The organism is Arthrobacter sp. GW822-FHT05G07 (assembly GCF_058799755.1).
Window position 1 is genome coordinate 76764 of the sequence record NZ_JBXALT010000013.1, and the last position, 23366, is coordinate 100129.

Annotated in this window: 23 protein-coding genes; 14 read left to right on the plus strand and 9 right to left on the minus strand. The window is 62.6% G+C overall.

Annotated features, from left to right (window positions below):
- Window positions 1–35 precede the first annotated feature (35 nt).
- The gene (locus AC1RJY_RS20570) at window positions 36–614 is read right to left on the minus strand and encodes a YdeI/OmpD-associated family protein (RefSeq protein ID WP_498603148.1); all 579 of its coding nucleotides are present in this window, start codon (window positions 612–614) and stop codon (window positions 36–38) included.
- Between the two features lie 216 nt (window positions 615–830).
- On the opposite strand from AC1RJY_RS20570, the gene AC1RJY_RS20575 reads away from it, so the two are divergent.
- The 6 genes from AC1RJY_RS20575 to AC1RJY_RS20600 are packed head-to-tail and all read left to right on the plus strand — an operon-like array spanning window position 831 to window position 7202.
- Window positions 831–2294: a fumarylacetoacetate hydrolase family protein gene (locus AC1RJY_RS20575; protein WP_498603204.1), complete on the plus strand. Its 1464-nt coding sequence runs from the start codon at window positions 831–833 to the stop codon at window positions 2292–2294.
- Complete coding sequence (locus AC1RJY_RS20580; protein ID WP_011776516.1) at window positions 2287–2964, plus strand: GntR family transcriptional regulator; 678 nt, start codon at window positions 2287–2289, stop codon at window positions 2962–2964. The genes AC1RJY_RS20575 and AC1RJY_RS20580 overlap by 8 nt, the downstream gene beginning before the upstream one ends.
- Before the next feature lie 14 nt (window positions 2965–2978).
- Window positions 2979–4490: a 5-carboxymethyl-2-hydroxymuconate semialdehyde dehydrogenase gene (hpaE, locus tag AC1RJY_RS20585; protein WP_210065509.1), complete on the plus strand. Its 1512-nt coding sequence runs from the start codon at window positions 2979–2981 to the stop codon at window positions 4488–4490.
- Window positions 4491–4527: 37 nt separating this feature from the next.
- Complete coding sequence (gene hpaD, locus AC1RJY_RS20590) at window positions 4528–5625, plus strand: 3,4-dihydroxyphenylacetate 2,3-dioxygenase (protein ID WP_014923129.1); 1098 nt, start codon at window positions 4528–4530, stop codon at window positions 5623–5625.
- Between the two features lie 3 nt (window positions 5626–5628).
- Complete coding sequence (gene hpaH, locus AC1RJY_RS20595) at window positions 5629–6414, plus strand: 2-oxo-hept-4-ene-1,7-dioate hydratase (protein WP_498603149.1); 786 nt, start codon at window positions 5629–5631, stop codon at window positions 6412–6414.
- Complete coding sequence (locus AC1RJY_RS20600) at window positions 6399–7202, plus strand: HpcH/HpaI aldolase family protein (protein ID WP_011776513.1); 804 nt, start codon at window positions 6399–6401, stop codon at window positions 7200–7202. The genes hpaH and AC1RJY_RS20600 overlap by 16 nt, the downstream gene beginning before the upstream one ends.
- Before the next feature lies 1 nt (window position 7203).
- On the opposite strand, the gene AC1RJY_RS20605 is transcribed toward AC1RJY_RS20600, so the two are convergent.
- Both AC1RJY_RS20605 and AC1RJY_RS20610 read right to left on the minus strand, forming a co-directional pair.
- A complete protein-coding gene (locus AC1RJY_RS20605; RefSeq protein ID WP_014923127.1) occupies window positions 7204–7581 on the minus strand; it encodes a nuclear transport factor 2 family protein in 378 nt (125 codons plus the stop codon).
- 191 nt (window positions 7582–7772) lie between these two features.
- On the minus strand, window positions 7773–8324 hold the full coding sequence (locus tag AC1RJY_RS20610) for a hypothetical protein (RefSeq protein WP_498603150.1): 552 nt from the start codon (window positions 8322–8324) through the stop codon (window positions 7773–7775).
- Between the two features lie 307 nt (window positions 8325–8631).
- Here AC1RJY_RS20610 and AC1RJY_RS20615 point away from each other — a divergent pair, with 307 nt between their 5' ends.
- Both AC1RJY_RS20615 and AC1RJY_RS20620 read left to right on the plus strand, forming a co-directional pair.
- The gene (locus AC1RJY_RS20615) at window positions 8632–9840 is read left to right on the plus strand and encodes an aspartate transaminase (RefSeq protein WP_498603151.1); all 1209 of its coding nucleotides are present in this window, start codon (window positions 8632–8634) and stop codon (window positions 9838–9840) included.
- A 28-nt stretch (window positions 9841–9868) separates the two neighbouring features.
- The gene (locus tag AC1RJY_RS20620) at window positions 9869–10543 is read left to right on the plus strand and encodes a 4-carboxy-4-hydroxy-2-oxoadipate aldolase/oxaloacetate decarboxylase (RefSeq protein ID WP_011776509.1); all 675 of its coding nucleotides are present in this window, start codon (window positions 9869–9871) and stop codon (window positions 10541–10543) included.
- A 585-nt stretch (window positions 10544–11128) separates the two neighbouring features.
- Here AC1RJY_RS20620 and AC1RJY_RS20625 read toward each other — a convergent pair.
- Window positions 11129–12073, minus strand: coding sequence for a LysR substrate-binding domain-containing protein (locus AC1RJY_RS20625; protein WP_498603152.1), 945 nt, complete (start codon window positions 12071–12073; stop codon window positions 11129–11131).
- Window positions 12074–12373: 300 nt separating this feature from the next.
- Between AC1RJY_RS20625 and AC1RJY_RS20630 the strand changes: the two genes are divergently transcribed.
- From AC1RJY_RS20630 to AC1RJY_RS20650, 5 genes are all read left to right on the plus strand, one after another.
- Window positions 12374–13162, plus strand: a complete 789-nt coding sequence (locus AC1RJY_RS20630) for a LamB/YcsF family protein (RefSeq protein WP_498603153.1) — start codon at window positions 12374–12376, stop codon at window positions 13160–13162.
- A gap of 1 nt (window position 13163) precedes the next feature.
- Window positions 13164–13901 carry a 5-oxoprolinase subunit B family protein gene (locus tag AC1RJY_RS20635; RefSeq protein WP_498603154.1) on the plus strand — a complete coding sequence of 246 codons (738 nt, stop codon included), beginning with the start codon at window positions 13164–13166 and terminating at the stop codon, window positions 13899–13901.
- Window positions 13898–14911, plus strand: a complete 1014-nt coding sequence (locus AC1RJY_RS20640; RefSeq protein ID WP_498603155.1) for a 5-oxoprolinase subunit C family protein — start codon at window positions 13898–13900, stop codon at window positions 14909–14911. The genes AC1RJY_RS20635 and AC1RJY_RS20640 overlap by 4 nt, the downstream gene beginning before the upstream one ends.
- Before the next feature lie 55 nt (window positions 14912–14966).
- Window positions 14967–16307, plus strand: a complete 1341-nt coding sequence (locus tag AC1RJY_RS20645) for an MFS transporter (RefSeq protein WP_144652305.1) — start codon at window positions 14967–14969, stop codon at window positions 16305–16307.
- A gap of 93 nt (window positions 16308–16400) precedes the next feature.
- A complete protein-coding gene (locus tag AC1RJY_RS20650) occupies window positions 16401–17150 on the plus strand; it encodes an SDR family oxidoreductase (RefSeq protein ID WP_043470808.1) in 750 nt (249 codons plus the stop codon).
- Between the two features lie 390 nt (window positions 17151–17540).
- Here the strand turns inward: AC1RJY_RS20650 and AC1RJY_RS20655 are convergent, their stop codons facing one another.
- The 4 genes from AC1RJY_RS20655 to purB form a co-directional block, all read right to left on the minus strand.
- Window positions 17541–17975: an acyl-CoA thioesterase gene (locus tag AC1RJY_RS20655; RefSeq protein ID WP_011776502.1), complete on the minus strand. Its 435-nt coding sequence runs from the start codon at window positions 17973–17975 to the stop codon at window positions 17541–17543.
- Between the two features lie 70 nt (window positions 17976–18045).
- Window positions 18046–18549, minus strand: coding sequence for a GNAT family N-acetyltransferase (locus AC1RJY_RS20660; RefSeq protein ID WP_014923117.1), 504 nt, complete (start codon window positions 18547–18549; stop codon window positions 18046–18048).
- Between the two features lie 145 nt (window positions 18550–18694).
- The gene (locus AC1RJY_RS20665) at window positions 18695–19357 is read right to left on the minus strand and encodes a histidine phosphatase family protein (protein ID WP_011776500.1); all 663 of its coding nucleotides are present in this window, start codon (window positions 19355–19357) and stop codon (window positions 18695–18697) included.
- Window positions 19358–19631: 274 nt separating this feature from the next.
- On the minus strand, window positions 19632–21038 hold the full coding sequence (gene purB / locus AC1RJY_RS20670) for an adenylosuccinate lyase (RefSeq protein WP_210065518.1): 1407 nt from the start codon (window positions 21036–21038) through the stop codon (window positions 19632–19634).
- Window positions 21039–21514: 476 nt separating this feature from the next.
- Here purB and AC1RJY_RS20675 point away from each other — a divergent pair, with 476 nt between their 5' ends.
- Complete coding sequence (locus AC1RJY_RS20675) at window positions 21515–22864, plus strand: alpha/beta hydrolase family protein (protein ID WP_014923115.1); 1350 nt, start codon at window positions 21515–21517, stop codon at window positions 22862–22864.
- A gap of 3 nt (window positions 22865–22867) precedes the next feature.
- Here the strand turns inward: AC1RJY_RS20675 and AC1RJY_RS20680 are convergent, their stop codons facing one another.
- Window positions 22868–23296 (minus strand): phage holin family protein, encoded by a 429-nt coding sequence (locus AC1RJY_RS20680; RefSeq protein ID WP_014923114.1) that lies wholly within the window; start codon window positions 23294–23296, stop codon window positions 22868–22870.
- Window positions 23297–23366: the final 70 nt, after the last annotated feature.

Genomic DNA, 23366 nt, shown 5'->3' on the forward strand with positions numbered 1-23366 from the left:
CCCTACGGGAGCCCGCCGACAGTTTGTAAGAGTGGCTAGTTTCCCTTCGCCAACTTCTCCATTGCCTTGAACAGGACGTTGGCGCGCGACTCGGGAGTGCGGGCTTTAAGTACCTGGAGGATGACGAGGTAACGCCTGGTCTTGCCGAGACGCTGGAAAGCCTCGCGGGCCGCGGGGTCGCGTGCCAGTGCAGCTTCCAGATCTTCCGGCACCTCGGCGTTGGCTTGGGAAACGTAGGCCGCTTCCCAACGGCCATCGGCTTTGGCTGCGTCTATTTCCACATATCCGGCCGGACGCATGCGGCCTGCATCTATCAGCGTCTCCACTTTGCCTACATTCACTTGGGACCACGAACTTCGAGCCCGGCGGCGGGAGTACCTCTGCAGGAAAGTCTTCTCGTCGTAGCCCTTGCGTTGGCCATCGATCCAGCCGAAACAGAGGGCTCCGTCCAGGGCGTCTTGGATCTCAATGAGGCCAGCGCCCGAGTTCTTCTTCCCGATGACCAGCCAGGCTTCGGTCCGGGTGGCATGGTTCTCGGAGAGCCAGTGTTCCCATTCCGGGCCATCGGCGAACCTCAACGGCTTCCCTTGCTCCTGCTCATTGCCCAAAGCCACGCCCGCCCCTCCTGACTACCCAACTAACTCGCAATAGTGGTTGTTTTGGGCGCTCATGACAACCACTATTGCGAGTCAGTTGGGTTTGATGAGGGGGTTGACGCGGATCACGTTCCCGGTCCATAGTTATCGTATACGATTTCGTACTTGATAAATGTTTGATCAGGAGGAGGCGCCGTGACACTGGAGTTCCGGACCCAGGAAGTCAGCCAGGACATGCTGGCCCGGACGCGCAAAGTTATTGCCGTCCACATCAACTACCCCAGCCGCGCGGCCCAGCGTGGGCGCACTCCCGAGCAGCCGTCGTACTTTCTGAAGCCGTCGTCTTCGCTGGCACTTGGATCCGCGGACGCACCCGGCACCGTTGAGCGCCCAGCCGGTTGTGAACTGCTCGGGTACGAGGGCGAGATCGCCTTGGTCATCGGCAAGTCCGCCCGTCGCGTTGGATTGGACGATGCATGGAGCCACGTCGAATGGGTCACCGCGTCCAACGACCTCGGCGTCTACGATCTCCGGTACGCGGACAAGGGCTCCAACGTTCGGTCCAAGGGTGGCGACGGCTTCACTCCCGTTGGTCCCGCACTGATTCCGGCCGACGCCGTGGACCCCACGCAGTTGAGGATCCGCACCTGGCACAACGGGGACCTCGTGCAGGATGACACCACCGAGGACCTGCTCTTCCCGTTCGCGCAGCTCGTGGCGGACCTTTCCCAGCTGCTCACGCTCGAAGAGGGCGACATCATCCTCACCGGCACCCCGGCCGGCGCTTCGGTTGCCAAGCCGGGTGACGTCGTCGAAATTGAGGTCACCGGCGGCGATTTCAGCAGCGGTCGTTTGGCCACCAAAGTAACGGAAGGTACGACGCCGTTCGCGGACTTTGGTGCCCGGCCCAAGACCGATGACACCCAGCGGGAAGAGGCGTACGGTTCGCGCGAAGCCGCCGGACTGCCTGCTCCCGACAATGCTTCGGTACTGACTCCGGATCTCAAGAAGAAGCTGGAATCCGTCGCCACCGCTACTTTGTCCTCCCAGCTGCGCAAGCGCGGACTGAACAATGTGAGCATCGACGGCCTGCAGGCCACGCGCCCGGAGCGCAAGGTGGTGGGCCTGGCCCGGACCCTGCGTTACGTTCCCAACCGCGAGGACCTGTTCAAGACCCACGGCGGCGGATTCAACGCACAGAAGCGGGCCATCGACTCCGTGAACGAAGGCGAAATCCTGGTGATGGAAGCCCGCGGGGAGAAGGGTACCGGCACGGTCGGCGACATCCTCGCGTTGCGTGCCCAGGTCCGTGGGGCCGCTGCAATCATTACCGACGGCGGCGTCCGCGACTACTCGGCCGTGGCCGACCTGGAAATGCCCACCTACTTCGCCAACCCGCACCCTGCAGTCCTGGGACGCCGGCACATTCCGTGGGACACGGACATCACCATCGCCTGCGGCGGAGCCACCGTGCAGCCCGGGGACATCATCGTGGCCGACTCGGACGGCATCCTGGTGATCCCGCCGGCTATCGCCGTAGAACTGGTGGACGACTGCATCCAGCAGGAAAAGGAAGAGACGTTCATTTTCCAGATGGTCCAGGAAGGCAACAGCGTAGATGGGCTGTATCCGATGAATAAGGAATGGCAGGCACGCTTCCAGGAGTGGCAAAGCCGGCAAGGAGCCCACAGTGACTGAAACCGCCGTCGAAAGCGCCGCCGCCCAAAGCAAGTCCCAGCAGGCCTACGCCGCCGTGAAGGCGCGGATCGTGGAGGGGACGTACACGCCGGGTTACCGGCTGGTGCTCGCCAAAATCGCCGAGGACCTTGGCTTCAGTGTGGTCCCTGTCCGGGAAGCGATCCGCCGGCTGGAGGCCGAAGGGCTGGTGAAGTTCGAGCGGAATGTGGGCGCTACAGTGTCCGGCATCGACCCCACCGAGTACCTGTACACGATGCAGACTCTGAGCATCGTGGAGGGCGCAGCCACCGCGTTGTCCGCACCGCTGATCGATTCGGTAGCCATTGCCCGCGCCCGTGCCGTGAATGAGGAAATGCGTGAGTGCCTGGAGCACTTCGATCCCGTCCGCTTCACCGCGCTGAACCAGGACTTCCACAGCGTCCTTTTTGAACACTGCCCCAACCCGCACATTCTGGACCTCGTGCATCGGGGGTGGAACCGGCTGGCGTCGCTACGCTCGTCGACGTTCCGTTTTGTCCCCGGCCGAGCCCAGGAATCGGTGCGCGAACATGAGGCACTGCTGCGGCTCATCGAGAACGCAGCAGACGCCGACACCATCGAGAAAGCGGCCCGCCAACACCGCGCCGCCACCCTGGACGCCTACCTCGCCCAAGCAAACCCTGATCACTAGTTAGGACTTCAACGATGACGACCTCAGTAGAGACCGCCAAGCATTACATCCCCGAAAACCTGCCGTCCCACATCCAGCACTTCATCAACGGCGAGTTCGTTGACTCCCTGTCCGGCAAGACGTTTGATGTCCTGGACCCTGTATCCAACGGCAACTACGCCACTGCTGCGGCCGGCCAGAAGGAAGACATCGATCTTGCTGTCGCCGCTGCCCGCGAAGCGTTCGTCAACGGTCCGTGGCCGAAGATGAAGCCGCGTGAGCGTGCCCGGGTGTTGAACAAGATCGCTGATGCGGTGGAGGCACAGGAAGCCCGCCTCGCCGAGCTGGAAACGTTCGATACCGGCCTGCCGATCACTCAGGCCAAGGGCCAGGCGCTGCGCGCTGCCGAGAACTTCCGCTTCTTCGCGGACCTGATCGTGGCCCAGTTCGATGACGCCATGAAGGTCCCCGGTTCGCAGATCAACTACGTGAACCGCAAGCCGATCGGCGTTGCGGGCCTGATCACGCCGTGGAACACCCCGTTCATGCTGGAGTCCTGGAAGCTCGCCCCGGCTCTGGCCACCGGCAACACTGTGGTCCTCAAGCCGGCCGAGTTCACGCCGTTGTCCGCGTCTCTCTGGGCGCAGATCTTCAAGGACGCCGGCCTCCCCGACGGTGTGTTCAACCTGGTCAACGGCCTGGGCGAAGAAGCCGGCGATGCTTTGGTGAAGCACCCGGACGTTCCGCTGATTTCCTTCACCGGCGAGACCACCACGGGCCAGACGATCTTCCGCAATGCAGCCGCCAACCTCAAGGGCCTGTCCATGGAGCTCGGCGGCAAGTCCCCGTGCGTCGTGTTCGCGGACGCCGACCTGGACGCCGCGATTGATTCGGCGCTGTTCGGCGTGTTCTCCCTCAACGGCGAACGCTGCACGGCCGGCTCCCGCATCCTGGTGGAACGGGCAATCTACGACGAATTCTGCGAAAAGTACGCCGCCCGGGCCAAGAACATCGTGGTGGGCGATCCCCACGATCCCAAGACCCAGGTGGGCGCGCTGGTCCACCCCGAGCACTACCAAAAGGTGGCGTCGTACGTGGAGATCGGCAAGTCCGAGGGTCGCCTCCTGGCCGGCGGCGGCCGACCCGACCACCTGCCCGAAGGCAACTACATCGCACCTACGGTGTTTGCCGACGTCGCGCCTGATGCCCGGATCTTCCAGGAGGAAATCTTCGGTCCCGTCGTGGCCATCACGCCTTTCGAGAACGACGACGAAGCCCTCGCTTTGGCGAACAACACCAAGTACGGCCTGGCGGCCTACATCTGGACCCAGAACCTGACACGGGCCCACAACTTCTCCCAGAACGTGGAGGCCGGCATGGTGTGGCTCAACAGCCACAACGTCCGCGACCTCCGCACCCCTTTCGGCGGCGTCAAAGCTTCCGGCCTGGGCCACGAGGGCGGCTACCGCTCCATCGACTTCTACACCGACCAGCAGGCCGTGCACATCACGCTCGGCTCAGTCCACACGCCCAAATTCGGCGCCTAAGCTCCCCACCTACCCCTTTCAACGAAGAGAGACCATCATGAGCAACCCTTTCACCGGCCCGATCCCAACTCCTACGGTTCCTGCTCCGGACATCGTCCGCTGCGCCTACCTGGAACTCGTGGTCACGGACCTTGAGAAGTCCCGCGCGTTCTACGTGGACCTCCTGGGCCTGCACGTCACCGAAGAAGACGAGAACACCATCTACCTGCGCTCCTTCGAGGAGTTCATCCACCACAACCTGGTCCTCCGCAAGGGCCCCGTTGCTGCCGCTGCAGCATTCGCCTACCGGGTGAAATCCCCGGCCGAGGTGGACGCAGCCGAGGCCTATTACCGCGAACTGGGCTGCCGGGTGGAGCGCCGCAAGGAAGGATTCACCAAGGGTGTTGGCGACTCCGTCCGTGTGGAAGACCCGCTAGGCTTCCCGTACGAGTTCTTCTACGACGTGGAGCACGTGGAACGCCTCACCCAGCGCTACGACCTCTACTCCGCCGGCGAACTGGTCCGCCTGGACCACTTCAACCAGGTCACCCCGGACGTCCCGCGCGGACGCAAGTACCTGGAGGACCTCGGCTTCCGCGTCTCCGAGGACATCAAGGATTCTGACGGCGTCACGTACGCCGCGTGGATGCACCGCAAGCAGACCGTGCACGACACCGCCCTGACCGGCGGCAACGGTCCCCGCCTGCACCACATCGCGTTCTCCACGCACGAGAAGCACAACATCATCCAGATCTGCGACAAGATGGGCGCCCTCCGCATCTCCGACCGCATCGAACGCGGCCCCGGACGCCACGGTGTGTCCAACGCGTTCTACCTCTACATCCTGGACCCGGACGGCCACCGCGTGGAGATCTACACCCAGGACTACTACACCGGCGACCCGGACAACCCCACCGTCACCTGGGACGTCCACGACAACCAGCGCCGCGACTGGTGGGGCAACCCCGTGGTCCCCTCCTGGTACACCGAGGCCTCCCTGGTCCTGGACTTGGACGGCAACCCGCAGCCCATCATTGAACGCGAGGACAAGTCCGAGATGGCAGTCACGGTCGGCGCCGATGGCTTCTCTTACACCCGTCCCGAGGGTGCATCCGGCGAAGCTGCCGAGGGGTTCAAGCTGGGGGCGCAGGTCTAAACCATGTTGGACGCGAAGACGATCGAAGCCATTGCCGACGAGCTCCTCGAAGCCGGCCGGAACCGCAAACCGGTCCCGCGCCTCACCACCCGCTACCCCGACATGACGGTGGAGGATTCCTACGCCGTGCAGCAGTTGTGGATGCGGCGGAACGAGGAAGCCGGGCGCACGTTGGTGGGGCGCAAGATCGGCCTCACGTCCAAGGCCATGCAGGCCGCCACGGGCATTACGGAACCGGATTACGGCGCCATTTTCGATGACATGGTCCTGGAGACCGGGTGCTCGGTCGCGTGGGACCAGTACACGCACCCACGGGTGGAAGTGGAACTGGCCTTCGTGTTGAAGTCCGCCTTGAAGGGCCCGGGCTGCACCATCTTCGACGTGCTCAACGCGACCGACTACGTGGTTCCGGCCCTCGAGATCCTGGACTCCAGGATCGAAATGGAGGGCCGGACCATCGTGGACACCATCTCGGACAACGCCGCGATGGGCGCCATGGTGGTGGGCGGCCGCCCGGTGCGGCCGGACTCCGTCGACCTGCGCTGGGTCTCTGCGATTCTGTACAAAAACCAGACCGTGGAGGAGACCGGGGTGGCCGCCGGAGTGCTCGATCACCCAGCCAACGGAGTCCATTGGCTGGCCAACAAGATCGCTGCTCACGGAGACTCAATGAAAGCCGGAGATATCATCCTGGCAGGCTCGTTTACACGCCCCCTATGGGTGTACAAAGGTGATACCGTGCACGCGGACTACGGACCGTTGGGAGTTGTGACATGTCACTTCAGCTGAGCCCCACCTTCTATTCGGCCCTCTCCGAGGCCGGCCGTCCGTTGGCTGGAATGTGGGTTTGTTCCGGTAGTCCCCTGGTGGCAGAAATCTGTGCGGGCTCAGGGCTGGACTGGCTGCTGATTGACGCAGAGCACAGCCCCAACGGCTTGGAATCCATCGTGGCGCAGCTTCATGCCGTGAGTGGATACCCGTTGAAAGTCATGGTCCGGCCGCCGGTCAATGACACCGTGGTCATCAAGCAATACCTTGACCTCGGTGTGCAGAACCTGCTGATCCCCATGGTGAACTCAGCCTTCGAGGCAGCCACCGCCGTTGCTGCGGTAAGGTACCCGCCACTCGGGGTCCGGGGAGTTGGTTCGGCTTTGGCCCGCGCGTCGCGTTGGAACCGCGTCCCGGACTACTTGGCCAACGCCTCCGAGTCCATCAGCCTCACGGTCCAAATTGAATCGGAGGCTGCGGCGTCGGCGGTGGAGGAGATCCTGGCCGTCGACGGCGTGGACGGCATCTTCCTGGGCCCCTCGGACCTCGCCGCCTCCATGGGGCTGCTGGGACAGCAGGAAAATCCTTTGGTAAGGGCCGTCGTCGAGCACTGCCTCGCCGCCGCCAAAGCAGCGGGCAAGCCTGCCGGCGTGAATGCCTTCAACGAGGCGACAGCCCGCGCCTATCTCGACGCCGGTGCCTCCTTTGTCTTGGTCGGCGCGGACGTTGCTGTGCTCGCCCGGGCTTCCGAGGGCTTTGCCGACAAGTTCATTCCCGTAGCTGAAACGGTTGAGCGCGAAAGCTACTGACTCAGTTGGGTGCGGGCGGGGTGTGCTTGCGGGCCATGTACCATTCGGTGAATTCGCGGGCTCGGCCGTCCTCGGCGAAACGGATCACCCAGAGGTTGTCATAGGTGGGCTCCCCGTTGAGGTACGTGGTCAGGCCCTGCACAAAAGCGGTGTCACCGTCCCGGCCAAGGAGCGTCCACTCGAAGGTCCAGTCCTCGGGTTTGTCCCCAGCATCAGCCCACGCTTTGACGATCTCCTCGTGGCCGTTCCATTGTTTTTCAGTGTTCGGCCTGTCGGAATAGACGGCATCTTCGGTAAAGAGGGCCTTGATGTCCTCAGGGTTGTTCGAGGTCCACGCGCGTAAGTACTGATCCATCCAAGAGTTCACGTCGTTGCTCATTTATCCGTTCTACCCTCCGTGGCTCCGGGGTTCAACGATCGGGCGGTCCTTCCTTCCCAGTTGCCCGGAGGCGCACGCCGGATGGTTGTGCACGGCTCGCGTGATCCCGCGTCGTTCGGGTCCTTGGCTGATGTGACCCGCCATGCCGGGCGAGCCAACCGGGAGGGAACGCACAGGGTGCGTTGCGAAAGCTAGGCAGGACGGGCGATTCCCCGCGTTGACCGGCGGATGTGGTCCGGAGTGAGTCCGGTCAGCGAGGCAAGCTCCAGGTCATCGCAGACCTGGTTGCGGAGGGCCATCACAATCAGGGCTTCGCGTCGTTCGGTGATCTGGGCCCGATGACGTTCGGCGGCCCTGAGTTCGTCGCTCTTCTGCTTCATTGCTGACAAATGGACGTTGCGGGGGAGCCCGCTCGGGTGGAGATCGTCATAAGCCAAAGCGATGGTCCTGACCGCCTTCATGCTCTCCCCGGTGGCCGCTGAAACAGTGGCGATGGTGAGCCCATCCTCAATCGCCTGCGCCATCAGCTCGTTTCTGGCAGCGGTCAGGGTACGGATGGCGCTCGTTGCGTGGGACAGCAGTTGCCGATGCACGCCGAGGGCATGCGCCAGCTTGGCGTGATCCGTGTGATCCGTGTGATCCGTGGGCTGCGGACGTAGGGCCTTGGCCCGGTAGGTATATCGTCCGGTGGCCGAGCGGGCTTGGCCTGAAACAGCGGGGGCTGAGCTGGTTTGGGCTGTCATTGGCTCCCTTTCAGTTTCGGAACAGCACTTCTGATCCCTCGAATCTAGGCAGTGTTCACCGGTCCAAGGAAATACCAATACCGCGTGAACCCATAAGCAAAGTGCATGGAAGATGTGCCCCAGAGTGCGTCTATACGCATTCTGTGCGCCGAATGGGTTCCGGAACCCCACAAAGAGATCCGCGTCATAAGAGCCCCTTATAGATCCACGCACATTAGGTCTTATCCACAGGGCGTGCGAATCCCTAGTCTCGAAAAAGGGGATACGCGAATCCGCGCGTCCTGAGTCCCACTTTCCTGGAGGAGACATGTCCGACTACCTGCCGGCGTCGAGGGTCACCCGCATCAAGTCCTCAGCGAGCGTCGCCGCGGCCGCCCGCGTCCGCGAACTTAAAGCTGAAGGCATCCCGATCATCGACCTGACCGTCGGCGAGCCGGACTTCGACACCCCGGACCACATCAAAGAAGCAGCAGTCGCTGCCATCAGAGATGGAGAGACCAAGTACACCTCGGTGACCGGTACGCCGGATCTCCAGACCGCGATCCTTCGCAAGATCGAAAGCCACACGGGACACCACTACGAGCGGAACCAACTGACCATTGGCGGCGGAGCCAAACAGGTTCTGTACGTAGCCCTGATGGCTTCGCTCAACGAGGGCGATGAGGTGATTGTCCCCGCGCCTTACTGGGTTTCCTACCCGGACATGGTCCTTGCCAACGATGGCACCCCGGTGATCGTCCCGTGCGGCGAAGACACAGGCTTCAAACTCACCCCGGACGCCCTGGAAAGGGCCATCACCCCCAACACAAAATGGCTCATCCTTAACGCCCCTTCCAACCCGACCGGCGCTGTGTACACCAGGGAGGAACTCCAGGCATTGGGCGCGGTCCTTGAGGAGCACCCGCACGTCTTCATCCTCACCGACGAGATCTACGATGAGATCCACTTAGGAGACGGCCGCGTCACCAGCTTGGTCACTGCTGCCCCGGCGCTCAAAGACCGCATCTTGCTGGTCAACGGCGTGTCCAAGGCGTACGCGATGACCGGTTGGCGGCTCGGATACGGCGTGGGACCCGCGCCCCTGATTGCGGCCATGAACAAGCTGCAGTCCCAGACGTCGTCGTGCCCGTCGTCCATCAGCCAAGCCGCCGCAGTGGCGGCACTGAACGGCGACCAGTCCTTCGTCCGCGACAGCGTGGAGGTGTACCGCAAGCGCCGGGACGCCGCCGTCGAGGGCCTCAACGCCATCAACGGGCTGTCCGTTGCGCCGGCGGAAGGCGCCTTCTACGCGTACGTGAACTGCAGTGGCGTGATCGGCAAGACCGCGCCCGACGGCAAGGTCATCGAGAACGACCAAGATTTCACCCTTTACCTGTTGGACGCTGCCCGCGTGGCCGTCATCCAGGGTTCGGCCTACGGCCTGGGCCCGTACTTCCGGATCTCCTTCGCCACCTCGCTGGAGACCATCAACGCCGGCGTGGACTCCATCAGCGATGCCGTCAACGCACTCAACTAGCCTCCCCAAAAACTGAAGGAACCCGAAAATGATCCACGTCAAGACCAAGTTCGAGCGCCCCGAGGCTGACGTCGTCAGCCGCCTCGCGGCCTTCTCTTCCGCAACCATCCACGAAGCACAGGGCCGCCGCGGCGCCCTGAGCTCCAGGATCAAGCCGATCGACCGCTCCATGTCCTTCTGCGGCCCTGCCGTCACGGTCGCCTGCGCACCGCAGGACAACCTCATGCTCCAGGTGGCCATCCACTACGCCCAGGCAGGCGACGTCGTCCTGGTCGGAGCGCAGGAGATGGCCGAAGCCGGCACGTTCGGCGACGTCTTGGGCAATGCCATGAAGGCCAAGGGCATCGCCGCCATGGTCACCGATTCAGGCGTGCGCGACACCCAGGACCTGATTGAGCTGGGACTGCCCGTCTTCTCCGGCAGCGTCAGCATCAAGGGCACAGTCAAGGAAACCCTCGGTCCGATCAACCACCCGATCGTTTTCGGTGACGAAATCATTTACCCGGGCGATATCCTCCGTGGTGACGCTGACGGCGTGGTGGTGGTCCGCCGCGAGGAGGCCGAGGAAGTCATCGCACTGTCCCAGGCCCGCGACGACCACGAGCGCGAACTCATCAAGCTCTACCACGACGGCGGAAACACCATTGAGCTCTGCGGGCTGACGGAGAAGCTCAAGGAGAAAGGCCTCCTGGTCGAAGACTGATCGCTGTTCCGGGGGCCGGTGGCACGTCTTTGAAAGACGCTGAGGCCGGCCCCTTTGGTGTGCTGTTTTGACTGGTGTGCTGTTTTGACGGCAGACCGGCCGCATCCAGGTGGTATCCAGGCACAGAAAAGGCGCCCTGCGGTGGCAGGACGCCTTGGATGCGGCAGCTGAGGGGGTGAAGTACGACGGCGTGTGGCCGGGTTGCGCGGGCCGCCCGGGCCGCCCGGTTCCGGGACCGGTCAGTCGAGTCCAGAGTGCCCCGGACGCGTGTCCACCAGATGCCATTCGATGCTGCTGCCGGCGTGGGCGGGCATGAGGCTCCCCTCGAAGACAAACAGGGGTTCGCCTATGCCGCCTATCGGACGCCAAAAGCCATTCCGTGGGCAGTGAAATCCGGTTCGTGCGCTGATCGTTCCGCGGGTTGGATTTGAAACCCATCCGGCCGTGCTGATCTTTTTCACCGTTGTTTCCTTTGAACGTGCCCGCGGAATCCGTGAGCTGCTTTCGAATTTCTTGTTAATTCGATATTAGGAAATTAAATCGGTTGTGAATAAGACCAAAGCTGTCTGTCCGGATAAGGGATTGTTATGGATGGGCCGGCAGTTGCACGGGGTCCGTCCCGTATTTGCTGATCAGCTGTTGGTGCAGCATCTCCTTGACGACCATGAGCACGGCCGACGCGGCCTCTGACAGTGGCTCGTGGTCAGGGGTGCAGAGTGCGATCTTGCTCTGGAGCCCAGGCTCAACGATCCGCAACACTTTGAAGTCCTGGTCGGGGAAGAGGGCATCTGCGGCCGACTTCGGCAGGACGGTGCCACCCAGGTTGGCGCGGATGAGCCGGGTCAGTGAAGGCACCGATTCCACTTCGCCCACCAGCCGGAGCGGCAGTTTTTGGTCCGCCAAGCCCTTCTCGATGAGCTGTCGCAGTGTGTGGTTCTTTTCCGGAAGGAACAGGCCCACTGTGCTCGCTTCCGCGAGCGTAATCGTGTCCTTGCCGTGCTCGATGTCCACGTCAGGGTGAACCACAAGATGGAGATCCTCCACGATCATGGTGGTGAACTGAACGCCGCGGATCTTTCCAGGCTCGTAGATGAGCGCCATATCGAGGCGGCCGTTCTTGATGGCCTCGCTCAACACGCCACCAAAAATCTCTGTCAGGTGCACCACGATATCCGGGTAGCGGCGCCCTACTTCCCTGATGATCTGGGGCGTCAGGCTTGAAGCCATGCTGTAGGGCGCGATCGCAATGGAGACCCGGCCGGAGGGAGCAGCTCCGGAGGTGGCCACGTCCTGCCGGGCTTGTTCCACCAGCCGCAGGATCGATTGCGCGTGGCGGTAGAGGGTGTGCCCGGCCGCTGTCGGTTCAACGCCCTGCTTGCTGCGGATCAGGAGGCGCTGCTTGAGGTCGTTCTCCAGTGCTGACACCTGCTGGCTGAGGGCGGGCTGGGCCACGTGCAGCGCGGCCGCAGCCTTGGTGATGCTGCCTGAATCAACGATCTGCACGAAGTATGAGAGTTTGCGCGTATCCATGGGTCTGCCTTCCTGGAGGGCCACGTCCCCGGGTGGCATGCGTAAGGGAAATTCTATCCGGACACCACTGGGACCCAAGCCACAGTACAGGGTGGTGCAGGTCATAACGGAGAGCTATCACGGGATAGCTATTAGGTCTTTGTGCAACGTGGTTGACCGGTGCGAGACTTCTAGAAAGAACTTCAGGCAACGCATTGGTTTCCAGAAGCGACTGCCATTCTCCGGGAATTCAACTAATCCTCCTGCGGACTATTTGTTGCATTTCCAGCCCCGAATGCTAAACCACGGAAAGAGAACCACGTGACGTCCACAATTGATCTTGTAGCGGATCTCGGAGAGGGATTTGGCGCCTACACCATTGGCGACGATTCCGAGCTCCTGGAGATTGTCTCAAGCGCCAATATCGCATGTGGGTTCCACGCCGGTGATCCGGACATCATGGCGGCCACCGTTGCAGAATGCGTTCGCCGCGGCGTGGGCATCGGAGCGCACCCGAGCTTCCCCGACTTGCGTGGGTTTGGTCGGCGCGACATGGGCCTCTCTGCCAGCGAGGTACAGAACGACGTGCTTTACCAGCTGGGTGCACTGAACGGCTTCGCCGCTTTCCACGGCACTAAGGTCACGCACCTCGCGCCGCACGGACGGCTCGGCAACCTCGTGGCTGTCCGCGCCGACTACGCCCAGGCTGTGGCTGACGCCGCAGCCCGCGTCGACAACGAACTCATTGTTGTCGCCCAGGACGGCGAACTCGCCACCGCCGCTCGGAAAGCAGGGCTGGATGTCGCAATCGTCGGCATCGTGGACAGGACGTACCAGGAAGACGGCACGCTGCTTCCCCGCAGCCAGTCCGGCGCAGTGCTGCACGATCCCACAGAGATCGTGGACCGCACGCTGCGCATGGTGGTTGACGGAAAGATCCGTTGCGCCACCGGCGTCGACATTAATATCGACGTCGATACGCTGCTCCTCCACGGGGACAACCCCGGTGCTGTTGAGCTGGCTCGGCAGATCCGTTCGGAACTCATCTCCGCTGGCGTCCGCATCGCCCCGCTGGCTGAGGTCATGGATGCCAAGAGGAAGGCGGCCTGACATGTCGGTCCTGGCAGTGGCTCCCACCGAAGTCCACGAATCCGGAGACTCCGCGCTTCGCGTCGTCGCCATTTCTGAAGCCCGTGAAGACAACTGGCTGACAGTCCACCGATTGGCTGACTGGCTGGAAAGCTGCGGTGCCGAGGGTCTCCAGGGCGCGGTTCCTACGTATGACTCCGTGCTGGTGGAGTTCGATCCCATCCTGGTTTCGGCCCGTCAAGTGCGCGCCTTCGTCAAGCTCGGGCTTCTGGAACTCGGCCACGCCGGCGATGTTACGCAGGCGCCTCGGGAATTCGACGTTCCGGTGGTTTATGGGGGCGACTACGGTCCCGACCTGGAACGCGTTGCACAGCATCAGGGGATTGACCTCGAAGAAGTCATCCGCCTCCACACCGAAAAGACCTACACCGTGCGCTGTCTGGGTGCCCCCGCGGGTTCGCCCATGATGGACGGTCCCGCGTTCCCCAGGCCTGTACCCCGCCTCAAGGATCCCCGGCTCAGTGTGCCTGCGGGTGCGGTGGCAGTAGCCGGACGCCAGGCAGTCATCGCGCCGGCAGCCGCTCCCGGAGGGTGGTGCGTGATCGGTCAGACGCCGCTGTCAGTCCTCAATATCCGCCGCGAACCGCTGGTCCCCTACAAGCCGGGCGACATCCTGCGGTTCCGGCAGATCCGCTCCGAAGACTTCCACGAGTTCGTGGGCATGGAACTGGAACCCATGGAATTGGAGCCCCTGCCGTGAGCGGCGAGATCCTGATCCAGCAGCCCGGCAACTCGGTTGTCACGGACCTTGGCAGGTTCCGCGGACCCCGCTTTGGACTTCCAGTCAACGGTGCCTTGGACCAATACTCGGCCCGCGCTGCAAACATTTTGGCCGGAAATCTGGACAACCATCCCCTCCTGGAGATCACGGCCCTCGACTTCCGGATGAAAGCGAACAGCGACGTCCTGATCGCCGTTACAGGTGCTCCGCTCACGCTGACAGTCGGTGGACGCCCCTGCAGCCAGTGGGAACCCGTATCTGTGAGGGCAGGCGAATCCGTGTCCATCCGGGGAATCCACCGTGGGCTCCGTGCCTACCTGGCCATCCACGGCTCCATCGAGGCAGGGACACTGCTTGGCAGCGCAGCCCCGGACACCGTGGTGGGCTTCGGACTTCAGCTTCAGGAAGGAACCACGCTCCTTAGCCGGCGCAGCGTAAGTCCTGTACGCCAGCCGTACTTCGACCTTCCCCTCTTCCGGCTGGGCCTTGAACGCCCAAGCATGGGAACAGACCTTTCGGTCGATGTGACCGACGGCCCGGACGTCGCAGAGTTTGGCGAATCCGGTGAATTGCTCTTCACCTCGGAGTATGTCGTAAGCGGCCGTAGCAACCACATTGGCCTGCGGCTCGGCGGAGAACTTCCGGAAAGAACCTCAAGCGGTGAGGTCCTTTCCCGCGGCGTGCCAGTGGGCGCCGTCGAGGTTCCCTCAAGGGAAGAACTGCTGGTACTGCACCGGGGACGCGGCGTCACCGCCGGGTACCCGGTCCTTGCAGTGGTCACCAGCACCGGACTGGATGTCCTGGCCCAAGCAAGGCCAGGGGACAAGGTCCGTTTTCGGAAAACCACAGTGGCAGAAGCAACTGCCGCCCATAGGCGGTCGCGGGCCCAACTTGAGACCCTCCGCGAATCCGTCAACACCGTCTTCGGACTCCTTGGCATCGGATGCCGTCCCCAGTGGCAGGACCTACCAGTTGCGGCATGCAGCTAAAACCCTGTCGTCATACCAGTAGGCGTTGCTACGCTCATCTCAGTAAGGAAAAGTCATGACCGCAAGCACCAACGCTGCACCAGTGCAGCATGAGCGGCTCACGAGCCGCCAAACCCGCAAGGTTGTCACCGCAGGTTGTGTTGGCATCTTCGTGGAACTGTACGACAACGGCATTTTCGCCTTCATGGCGGGAACGCTGGCTCTCGTCTTCCTGGCCCCGGGCAACCCGGACAACGCCTTGCTCTTCGTGTTCGCCGGATACGCGGTCTCGTTCTTTGTCCGCCCGCTCGGCGCAGTGGTTTGTGGCTACCTCGGAGACCGGATCGGCAGGCAAAAGCTCCTGGTCTTCGTCATCCTCCTGATCAGTGTTGCCACCGCCGGTATCGGTCTGCTGCCCCCTTATGCAGCCATCGGCATCGCGGCTCCGATCCTCCTGGTCCTCATGCGGCTCCTCCAAGGCTTCTCCGTTGGCGGCGAGGCTGCCGGCGCCATGACCTTCCTTGCTGAGCACGCCCCGGAAGGCAAGCGCGGCATCATCACCTCCTACGCGCAGATCGCCTCCTTCGCAGCACTGCTCACGGGTACCTTGGTAGCCTTCTCCATGTCGCCCTGGCTCACCCAAGCAGCTATCGACGGCGGTGGCTTCGGCTCCTTCGCATGGCGTATCCCGTTCCTGGTGGCCATCCCCATGGGCATCATCGGTTGGTACATCCGCAAGGCCATCAGCGACACCCCCAACTTCGAGAAGCTGAAGGAAGAGGGCGGTCTCTCCAAGAACCCGCTCAAGGAAGCCTTCCAGTCCAAGGAACACCGCCGCGCCATGCTCCTGGCTCTCTTCATCCCGCTGATGAATGGCTCCGGCTACTACGTCCTCTTCTCCTACATGCCCACGTTCCTTAAGGGCAAGCAGCTGAACTTCACCATCGGCGAAGCCCTCCTGGTCACTGCCTGCAGCCTGGTTGTCATCTGCATCGCCATCCCGTTCATGGGCGCCCTGTCCGACCGCGTTGGCCGGAAGAAGGTCATTGCCGGTTCCGCGATCGCCATGGCAGTCCTAGGCATCCCGTCCTACGCCCTCATCGCCACCGGCGAAATGGGCCTGGCCATCCTCGGCGCCTGCATCATGGCAATCGTCTTCGCCGGCCACACCGCAGTGATCCACATCCTGATCGTCGAGCTGTTCCCCACCCGCGTCCGCTACTCCGCATACGGCCTCGGCTACAACATCTCCTCGGCCCTGTTCGGCGGCACCGCCCCGCTGCTCATGACCTGGCTGATCGGCAGCACCGGCAACATTTACATGCCCGCGTTCTACGCAGTGGTCACCGCCCTCGGCACACTGATCGCTGTCAGCACGGTCAAGGACCGGGCGCACGAACCACTGCGCGACGCCTAACCCCCACCCACCGCGGCATACCTGCGGCCAGTGCGCCGGGCTTCCAGGTCCGGCGCACTGAGCCCCACCGATCCCCACCTTTTGGAGGACCCAATGACTTTTTCCGATTACACCACCGCCCTCGTCACCGGAGCATCAACCGGCATGGGTGCAGCCATCGCCGAGCGCCTCTCCAAGCGCGGACTGACGGTTCACGCCGTTGCCCGCAACGAGGAACGCCTCGCCGAGTTGGCCGACCGCACCGGAGCCGTCCCGCACGTAGTGGACCTGACGGACACGGCCGCGCTGGCCGCCGTCGTAAATGACCTCCAGGTGGACGTTCTGGTGAACTGCGCCGGCGTTTCCCGCCCGGGCAACATCCTGGATTCCTCCGAAGCCGACATCGACGAACTGGTGGACGTAAACCTTCGCGGCCTGCTGCAGCTCACGCGCCTGGTGCTGCCAGGCATGGTGGAACGCGACCTCGGCCACGTCATCAACATCAGCTCGATCGCCGGCACCTACAACTTCTACGGCCACACGGTTTACCACGCCACCAAGGCCGCCGTGCACCAGATCTCCCGCCAGCTCCGCAACGACACCGTGGGCAAGCGCATCCGCGTCACCGAGATCTGCCCGGGCCGTGTGGAAACCGAGATCTTCGGCCGCAACATGGGCGGCACGCCCGAGGCCATGCAAGAGGCCTGGCAGACCTACTACGAGGGCTACGAGTCGCTGACCACGGATGACATCGTCAACGCCTTGGACTACGCCATCGAAACGCCGCGGCACGTGAATGTGGGCATGCTCGAACTTATGCCGACGTTCCAGGTGCCCGGTGGGCTGACGTTCGACCGGCGCTAACGGCTTCAGTTCAGGCGCCCCAAAAGTTCCGGTGACACACACTCCCGTCACCGGATATATAGGCTGGCGGCCGCGTTGATCGCGGCCGCCAGCACCCGTATAAGTGCTGTTTACTACTCGAAAGCCACAGCCGATGAGAAGGGCACTGTGCCTCGCCGACCGGAAAGACTGGGATGCCGAGGACTTTGATAACCACGACGAATACTGGCAGGAGCCACGGCGGCAGCAGTTGGTCTGCCTGGCATGTGGGGGCAAGGCAATGTTTCGCTCGGCAGGGGCCGGCCGGAAGGCGACATTCAGTGCGCGGCACACCCCCGACTGCCGCCTGAATTCCCGCACATGGACTGTGTTCCGGTACCTGCAGTGATAAAGCGCCCGACGCCGGGTGGTTCAGTCTTCGTCGAGCGTTTCGGTTAGGTGGTGCGTGGGGATGCGGTCGCGGTCATACGTGATCTCCGTGTAGCCGTGCGGTTGCGGGCGGCCATCGGGCCCGAGGTTCACGAAGACGATTTCCTCGATGGTCAGGATCGCCTCCCGTGTGATCATATTGCGGACCTCGGCGCGCATGGTCAGGGACGTGCGACCGAAGCGCTTCGCGGTAAGCCCCATCTCCACCAAGTCGCCCTGGACTGCGGAGCTCACAAAGTTGATCTCGGAAATGTACTTGGTCACGGCGCGGCCGTTGCCCAATTGGAGGATGGCGTAGATCGCGGCCTCTTCATCGATCCACTTCAGCAGGCTTCCACCAAAGAGTGTGCCGTTGGCGTTAAGGTCCTCGGGCCGCACCCATTTACGGGTGCGAAAGGTGATGTCTGCTTTTTCCATAATCCGAGATTATCGAACTGGGGCAACCTTCGCTTGATGTTGCGGCGCCGCGCCAGACCAGTCCCCTCCGCTAGGCCATTGCCGTGTGCGAAGCACTGTGTGAATCGAGCCGCTTGGAGTAGCAATACGATTCGTTGATACCTATGTACGGGCCGAAGTTCGGCACAGGAGCAAAACCGGCACTTTCGTAGAAGCTCCGGCCATCTGACTGTGCCGATCCGGCCTCCGCTGCAATCACAGTGAACCCGTGGGAATGAGCCTGGGCCTCGAGCGCTGCCAGGATGGAGCTCGCCACTCCCGATCCCCGGGCATAGGGGACCACGTACAGCCTTTTGATTTCGGCCGTGTTCTCATCCAGCATGCGGAGCCCGCCACATCCCAGCGGCTGTCCTGAGCATTTCTCGTAAGCCACCACGAAGACCGCCGTGTCGGCTTCCGACGGTGGAGGGCCGGGCTCATGGTCCGTGCTTCCGAAGCGTGAATCCAGTTCTGCCTGCTGTGCGGCGCGGAGGTCTGCGCCCACGGGGTTGGCCCACGTGACCTGCCGAATGTTGAGCCGTGGGTTCGTCTGCATTTGTGCCTCAATTCGCCGGGTTTCGTCGGAGGTGTCTATGCGTCTTAAGCCTAGGGAGCTGTGGTTACCGTGGTGTTTCCTGCGCGTAAGCGTCGGGAGAATTGCGGGCCCGGCCTCGCGACGTGCCGAAGCAGGCTCGCGGGGATCAGGGTTGGAGTGCCTCGCCCGTGGGGTCCTCGGCGGTTCGGTCTGCCAACGCCATGCCTCCGACAGGGATCTGGTCCCAGTGCAGCACCCGCCATCCGCCTTCGGGGTCCCCTTCCAGTGCCACGATCCCGGTGTTCGGGAGTTGATGCGTTTCGGCGAACACGGTATCGATGTCCGTTGCCCTGCGCCCGGCCCAGCAGCGGATCGCGGCACCATGGCTGACGATTGCCGCCGTCGAATGACCCGCTGCTGCGACTTTGTCAACGGAAGCATCGAACCTGGCGAAGAAGTCGTGCCCGCTGAACGCTCCCGGCATGCGCACATCCAAGTCTCCGTCTGTCCAAGCGAAGACCGTGCCCATGTAGCGGCGGTGGGATTCGTGGTCAGTTTTCTTCTCCAGTGCACCGGCCTCGATCTCATGGACACCCTCAAGGATTGTCGGCTCCAATCCTGTGGCCCGCGCCAGAGGAGCTACGGTCCGATGGGTGCGCAGCAGGGTTGAGGTGTACAGGGCTTCGATTGCCTCGTCGGCCAACGCCTCCGGAAGGGCGGCCGCCTGGCGTTCACCGAGTTCAGTCAGTCCGGGGCCCGGGAACGCGGTGTCCAACTGGCCAGCCACATTGCCGGGCGTCTGTCCGTGCCTAATCAACAGGAGCTTCATGAGTGCTCCGCTCCTAACGTCGTAACCGTTTCGGTCTTACTGGCCTGCCGCGCTCCTGCCCGGTTACTCCCAGCCAACCAGCCGACTCAGCACCGGAACAGCCCGGTACACCGTGTCTCACGGGCCCCGTTGACCTGCTGGTAACAGCAACCGGGAAGGAACGCGCTTCTGTTCACCAGCCTAAACGCCGACTGCGGATTAACGCCGACGGCGGACCGGGGCACCCAGCCCTGGCCCGCCGTCGTTGAGCGTTCAGTAGTACTGCAGGTGATCCCTACTGCAGGTGGTCCACCAGTTTGTCCGCGATACCCGTGTACTTGCCCGGGGTCAGTGCGAGCAGGCGGGCTTCGGCGTCTGCGGAGAGGCCAAGGCCCTGTACGAATTCCTGCATGCGGGCGCCGTCCACGCGCTGGCCGCGGGTGAGGTCCTTGAGTCGCTCGTAGGGGTTTTCCATGCCTTCGACACCGGCAATTGCCTCGGCACGCATGACCATCTGTATGGCTTCGCCAAGGACTTCCCAGTTGGTGTTGAGGTCGCCCGCGAGGACTTCCTCCGCGACGTCGAGGGCTTTCAATCCCTTGGCTACGTTGGAGATAGCGAGCAGCGAGTGGCCGAAGGCGACCCCGATGTTTCGCTGGGAGGAGGAGTCCGTGAGGTCGCGCTGCCAGCGGGAGGTGACCAAGGTGGCACCCAGCGTGTCCAGGAGGCCGTTGGAGATCTCCAGGTTGGCTTCGGCGTTCTCGAAGCGGATCGGGTTGACCTTGTGCGGCATGGTGGAGGAACCCGTGGCCCCGGCAACCGGAATCTGGCGGAAGTAACCGATGGAGATGTAGCTCCAGATGTCAGTGCAGACGTTGTGCAGGATGCGGTTGAAGCGTGCGATGTCCGCGTACAGCTCGGCCTGCCAGTCGTGGCTCTCGATCTGCGTGGTGAGCGGGTTCCACGTGAGACCCAGGCCTTCCACGAAGGTCTTGGCGACTGCTTCCCAGTCGGCACTCGGGACTGAAGCCACGTGGGCTGCGTACGTTCCGGTGGCACCGTTGATCTTGCCGAGGTATTCAGTCTTGGCGATGCGCGCCAACTGGCGGTTCAAGCGGTGCGCGATAACAGCTAGTTCCTTGCCCAGTGTGGTGGGCGTAGCGGGCTGGCCGTGCGTACGGGACAGCATGGGCACGGAGCGGTTTGCTGCGGCCATGGCTTCGATCTGCTTCACGAGGGCGGCGGCGTTGGGCAGCCACACATCTTCCACTGCGCCCTTGATACCCACGGCGTAGGAGAGGTTGTTGATGTCCTCGGACGTGCAACCGAAGTGGACCAGAGCCGTGAGGTTCTCAATGCCGATGGCAGGCAGCCGGCGGCCGATGTAGTACTCAACAGCTTTGACGTCGTGGACGGTGACGGCTTCGATTTCGGCGAGTTCGCTAACGGACGCGGCATCGAATTCGGTAACGATGGCGCGCAGCTGGGCCACCTGTTCGTCGGACAGCGGGCCCGCTCCTGGCAAAACGGACTGGCTGGTCAGGTGGATGAGCCACTCAACTTCAACGTGAACGCGATCGCGGTTAAGTGCGGCCTCGGACAGGTAGTCCACGAGGGGCGCGACGGCGGCACGGTAGCGGCCGTCAAGGGGGCCAAGGGCGAGGGGTTCGGAAGCGAGGGACACGCGGAGGGATTCAGCCATGAGGTCTATTCTTTCATGTTCCGCGCGGGCCCATGGAGTCGATGACGAGGCTATGTGGACGGGCTAACGGGTTATCCACATAGCCGACGGCCGCGCTTCCTTTGGGTTCTTCTGCTCCGTAGCGTCTAGCCTACCCATCAGCAGAACAACCAATGGAGAACACAGACAATGAGCGTCGGCTTGATGCCTGCACCCAACCCGCCCACTTTTGATCCACTGGAGTGTGCTTCCCGAAGCCACGAAGTCCAGAGGCTGGCGTGGCGAATGCAATCGTGCGTGGACCAAGTGGACGCTATCCTTGCGTCCCTACGGAGAGCGCAGGTGGAGGATTGGCTTTCTCCCGCAGGGCGCGCCTACCGGACAACCCTTGCCCTGCACGCTTCAGCGCTGATGCGTGCGCGTGAGGTCGTGGAAGCCGCCGTTGCTTTGGTGCTCCGTCACTCCCAGAACGTCTCCGTTTCGGGCGAGAGAGGTCCATGATGGCTGATTCAGCTCCAGTGGGAGCCGGGGCAGCACCTCTGCCGCTGCCCCCGGCTCAGGACGGATCCCTATCCATCCGGGGCGGCGTGGGAGGGATCTCCTTTCAGCTCGAAGAACTGCTTCGAGGTGCCGGTCAGCTTGATGATTTGGTCCGGCAACTTCTTGGCATAGAGGAAGAGACCCGTCGCATTCAGGACGCCTTGGAGCCGTTCCTCTACGACTCCTATGACACAGGCTGCAGCGCCCTCAACGCTGTTGCCGAGGGTCGGAAGGAAGTGGGCCGGGTTCGCCAGGAATTGGTGGGGGTCAGCTCCGGCGTGCGAGCCAGCCACAGAGATTATGTGGAAGCCGAGGCCAGGAATTCCAGACCGCACGCATTGGGCCTCGATCAATATGTGCTCTCCGGCGCACATGGCATTTTCGCGCTGGGGCGGGACCTTACGGAGGAGAACTACAACCGCAGCATCCCCGACGGCTATGGGGTGGGAGACGTGGTGCACCACCTTCTTGATTCGCCACCAGTGGCCGTCTATCAGCCCCGCCCGGTGAGCATCGAAAAGATGGATGAAAGCGCCGAGGATTTGCAGCCGACTATGGCAGAAAGTCTCCGGCGCCTCGAGAAGCTTCACTCCCTTAACGACGGCGAGATTGAGGTCATTGGCTTTGAAACCAACGGCTCCGCTTCATGGATGGTGCTCATCCCGGGAACCCAGCTTGATTCACCCGGTACCAATCCCTTAGACGTCCAAGGAATTGGCGAGGCTGTGGGCTACGACTCCGAAGAAGTTGTGCCGGCCGTTGGCCAAGCACTCCGTGAGGCGGGTGCCGAAGCGGGTGACCAAGTGGTGGCTGTGGGACACAGCCAAGGCGGTATTCACGCCATGAACCTGAGCCGGAACAAAGCTTTTCTCAGTGAATTCGACCTCAAGTATGTGCTGACAGCGGGAGCCCCTGTTGGAAACATCACTCCTGAGCCCGGCATCAGCTCACTCCATCTGGAACACGTTCAGGACTGGGTCCCTGGCACGGACGGCCGGATGAACGCGGATACAAAAGACAGGGTGACCGTCACGCTGACCGATGAAGTCAAAACTCCAGAAGGGGAAGACCCCGGTATCGGGCCAGGACACGGTCAGGAGAACTATGCGAGAGGAGCCGAGCTGGTCGTTGCGAGCCGCGATCCATCTCTGGCGGCTTCGACAATGGCATTTACAGGAATAGTAGGTGCTGGCGGCGCGGCCAAAGTGACCAGGTTCAAACTGAAGCGTGATCCGTTGCCGGACCGTCGGGAAACGCTTCGGATTCCAAATCTTCCGGAGTCCAGGTCGTCGGCCGGCGCAAGGTGACTGCTACCGCTTGCGGGCACCTGGAATCAGGCCCGCCACCATGGAAATGATGCTGATGATGATCGAGGCCAGGATTGCTGTCCAGAAGAAGGAATCAATAGTGAGGTGCACAGGTGTGAACGTGCTCAGCCATGCAGTCAGGTACAGCATGGCTGCGTTGATCACTATGGTGAACAGGCCAAGCGTCAGGATGGTCACAGGAAGGGACAACAGCCTAACCAAGGGGCGGACGAAGGCATTGACCACTCCGAAGATCAGGCCGATGAACAGGTACGCCAGAATAATGCCGGCGGTGTCCGCGCCCTGGGTGAGTCCGGCGTTGGCTGCGGCTGACTGGGTGGCGCTTGTGGAAATATCCATGCCGTGCAGCAGCCAGGTTGCAACCCACAGGGCAAGCCCGTTGATAAGGACACGAATGATGAATGAACCCATGGGCCCATGCTTTCACACACGCCTGTTAAAGAGCTCGGTGTCAGCCGCGGATGGGCAAGTAGGCTTGAAA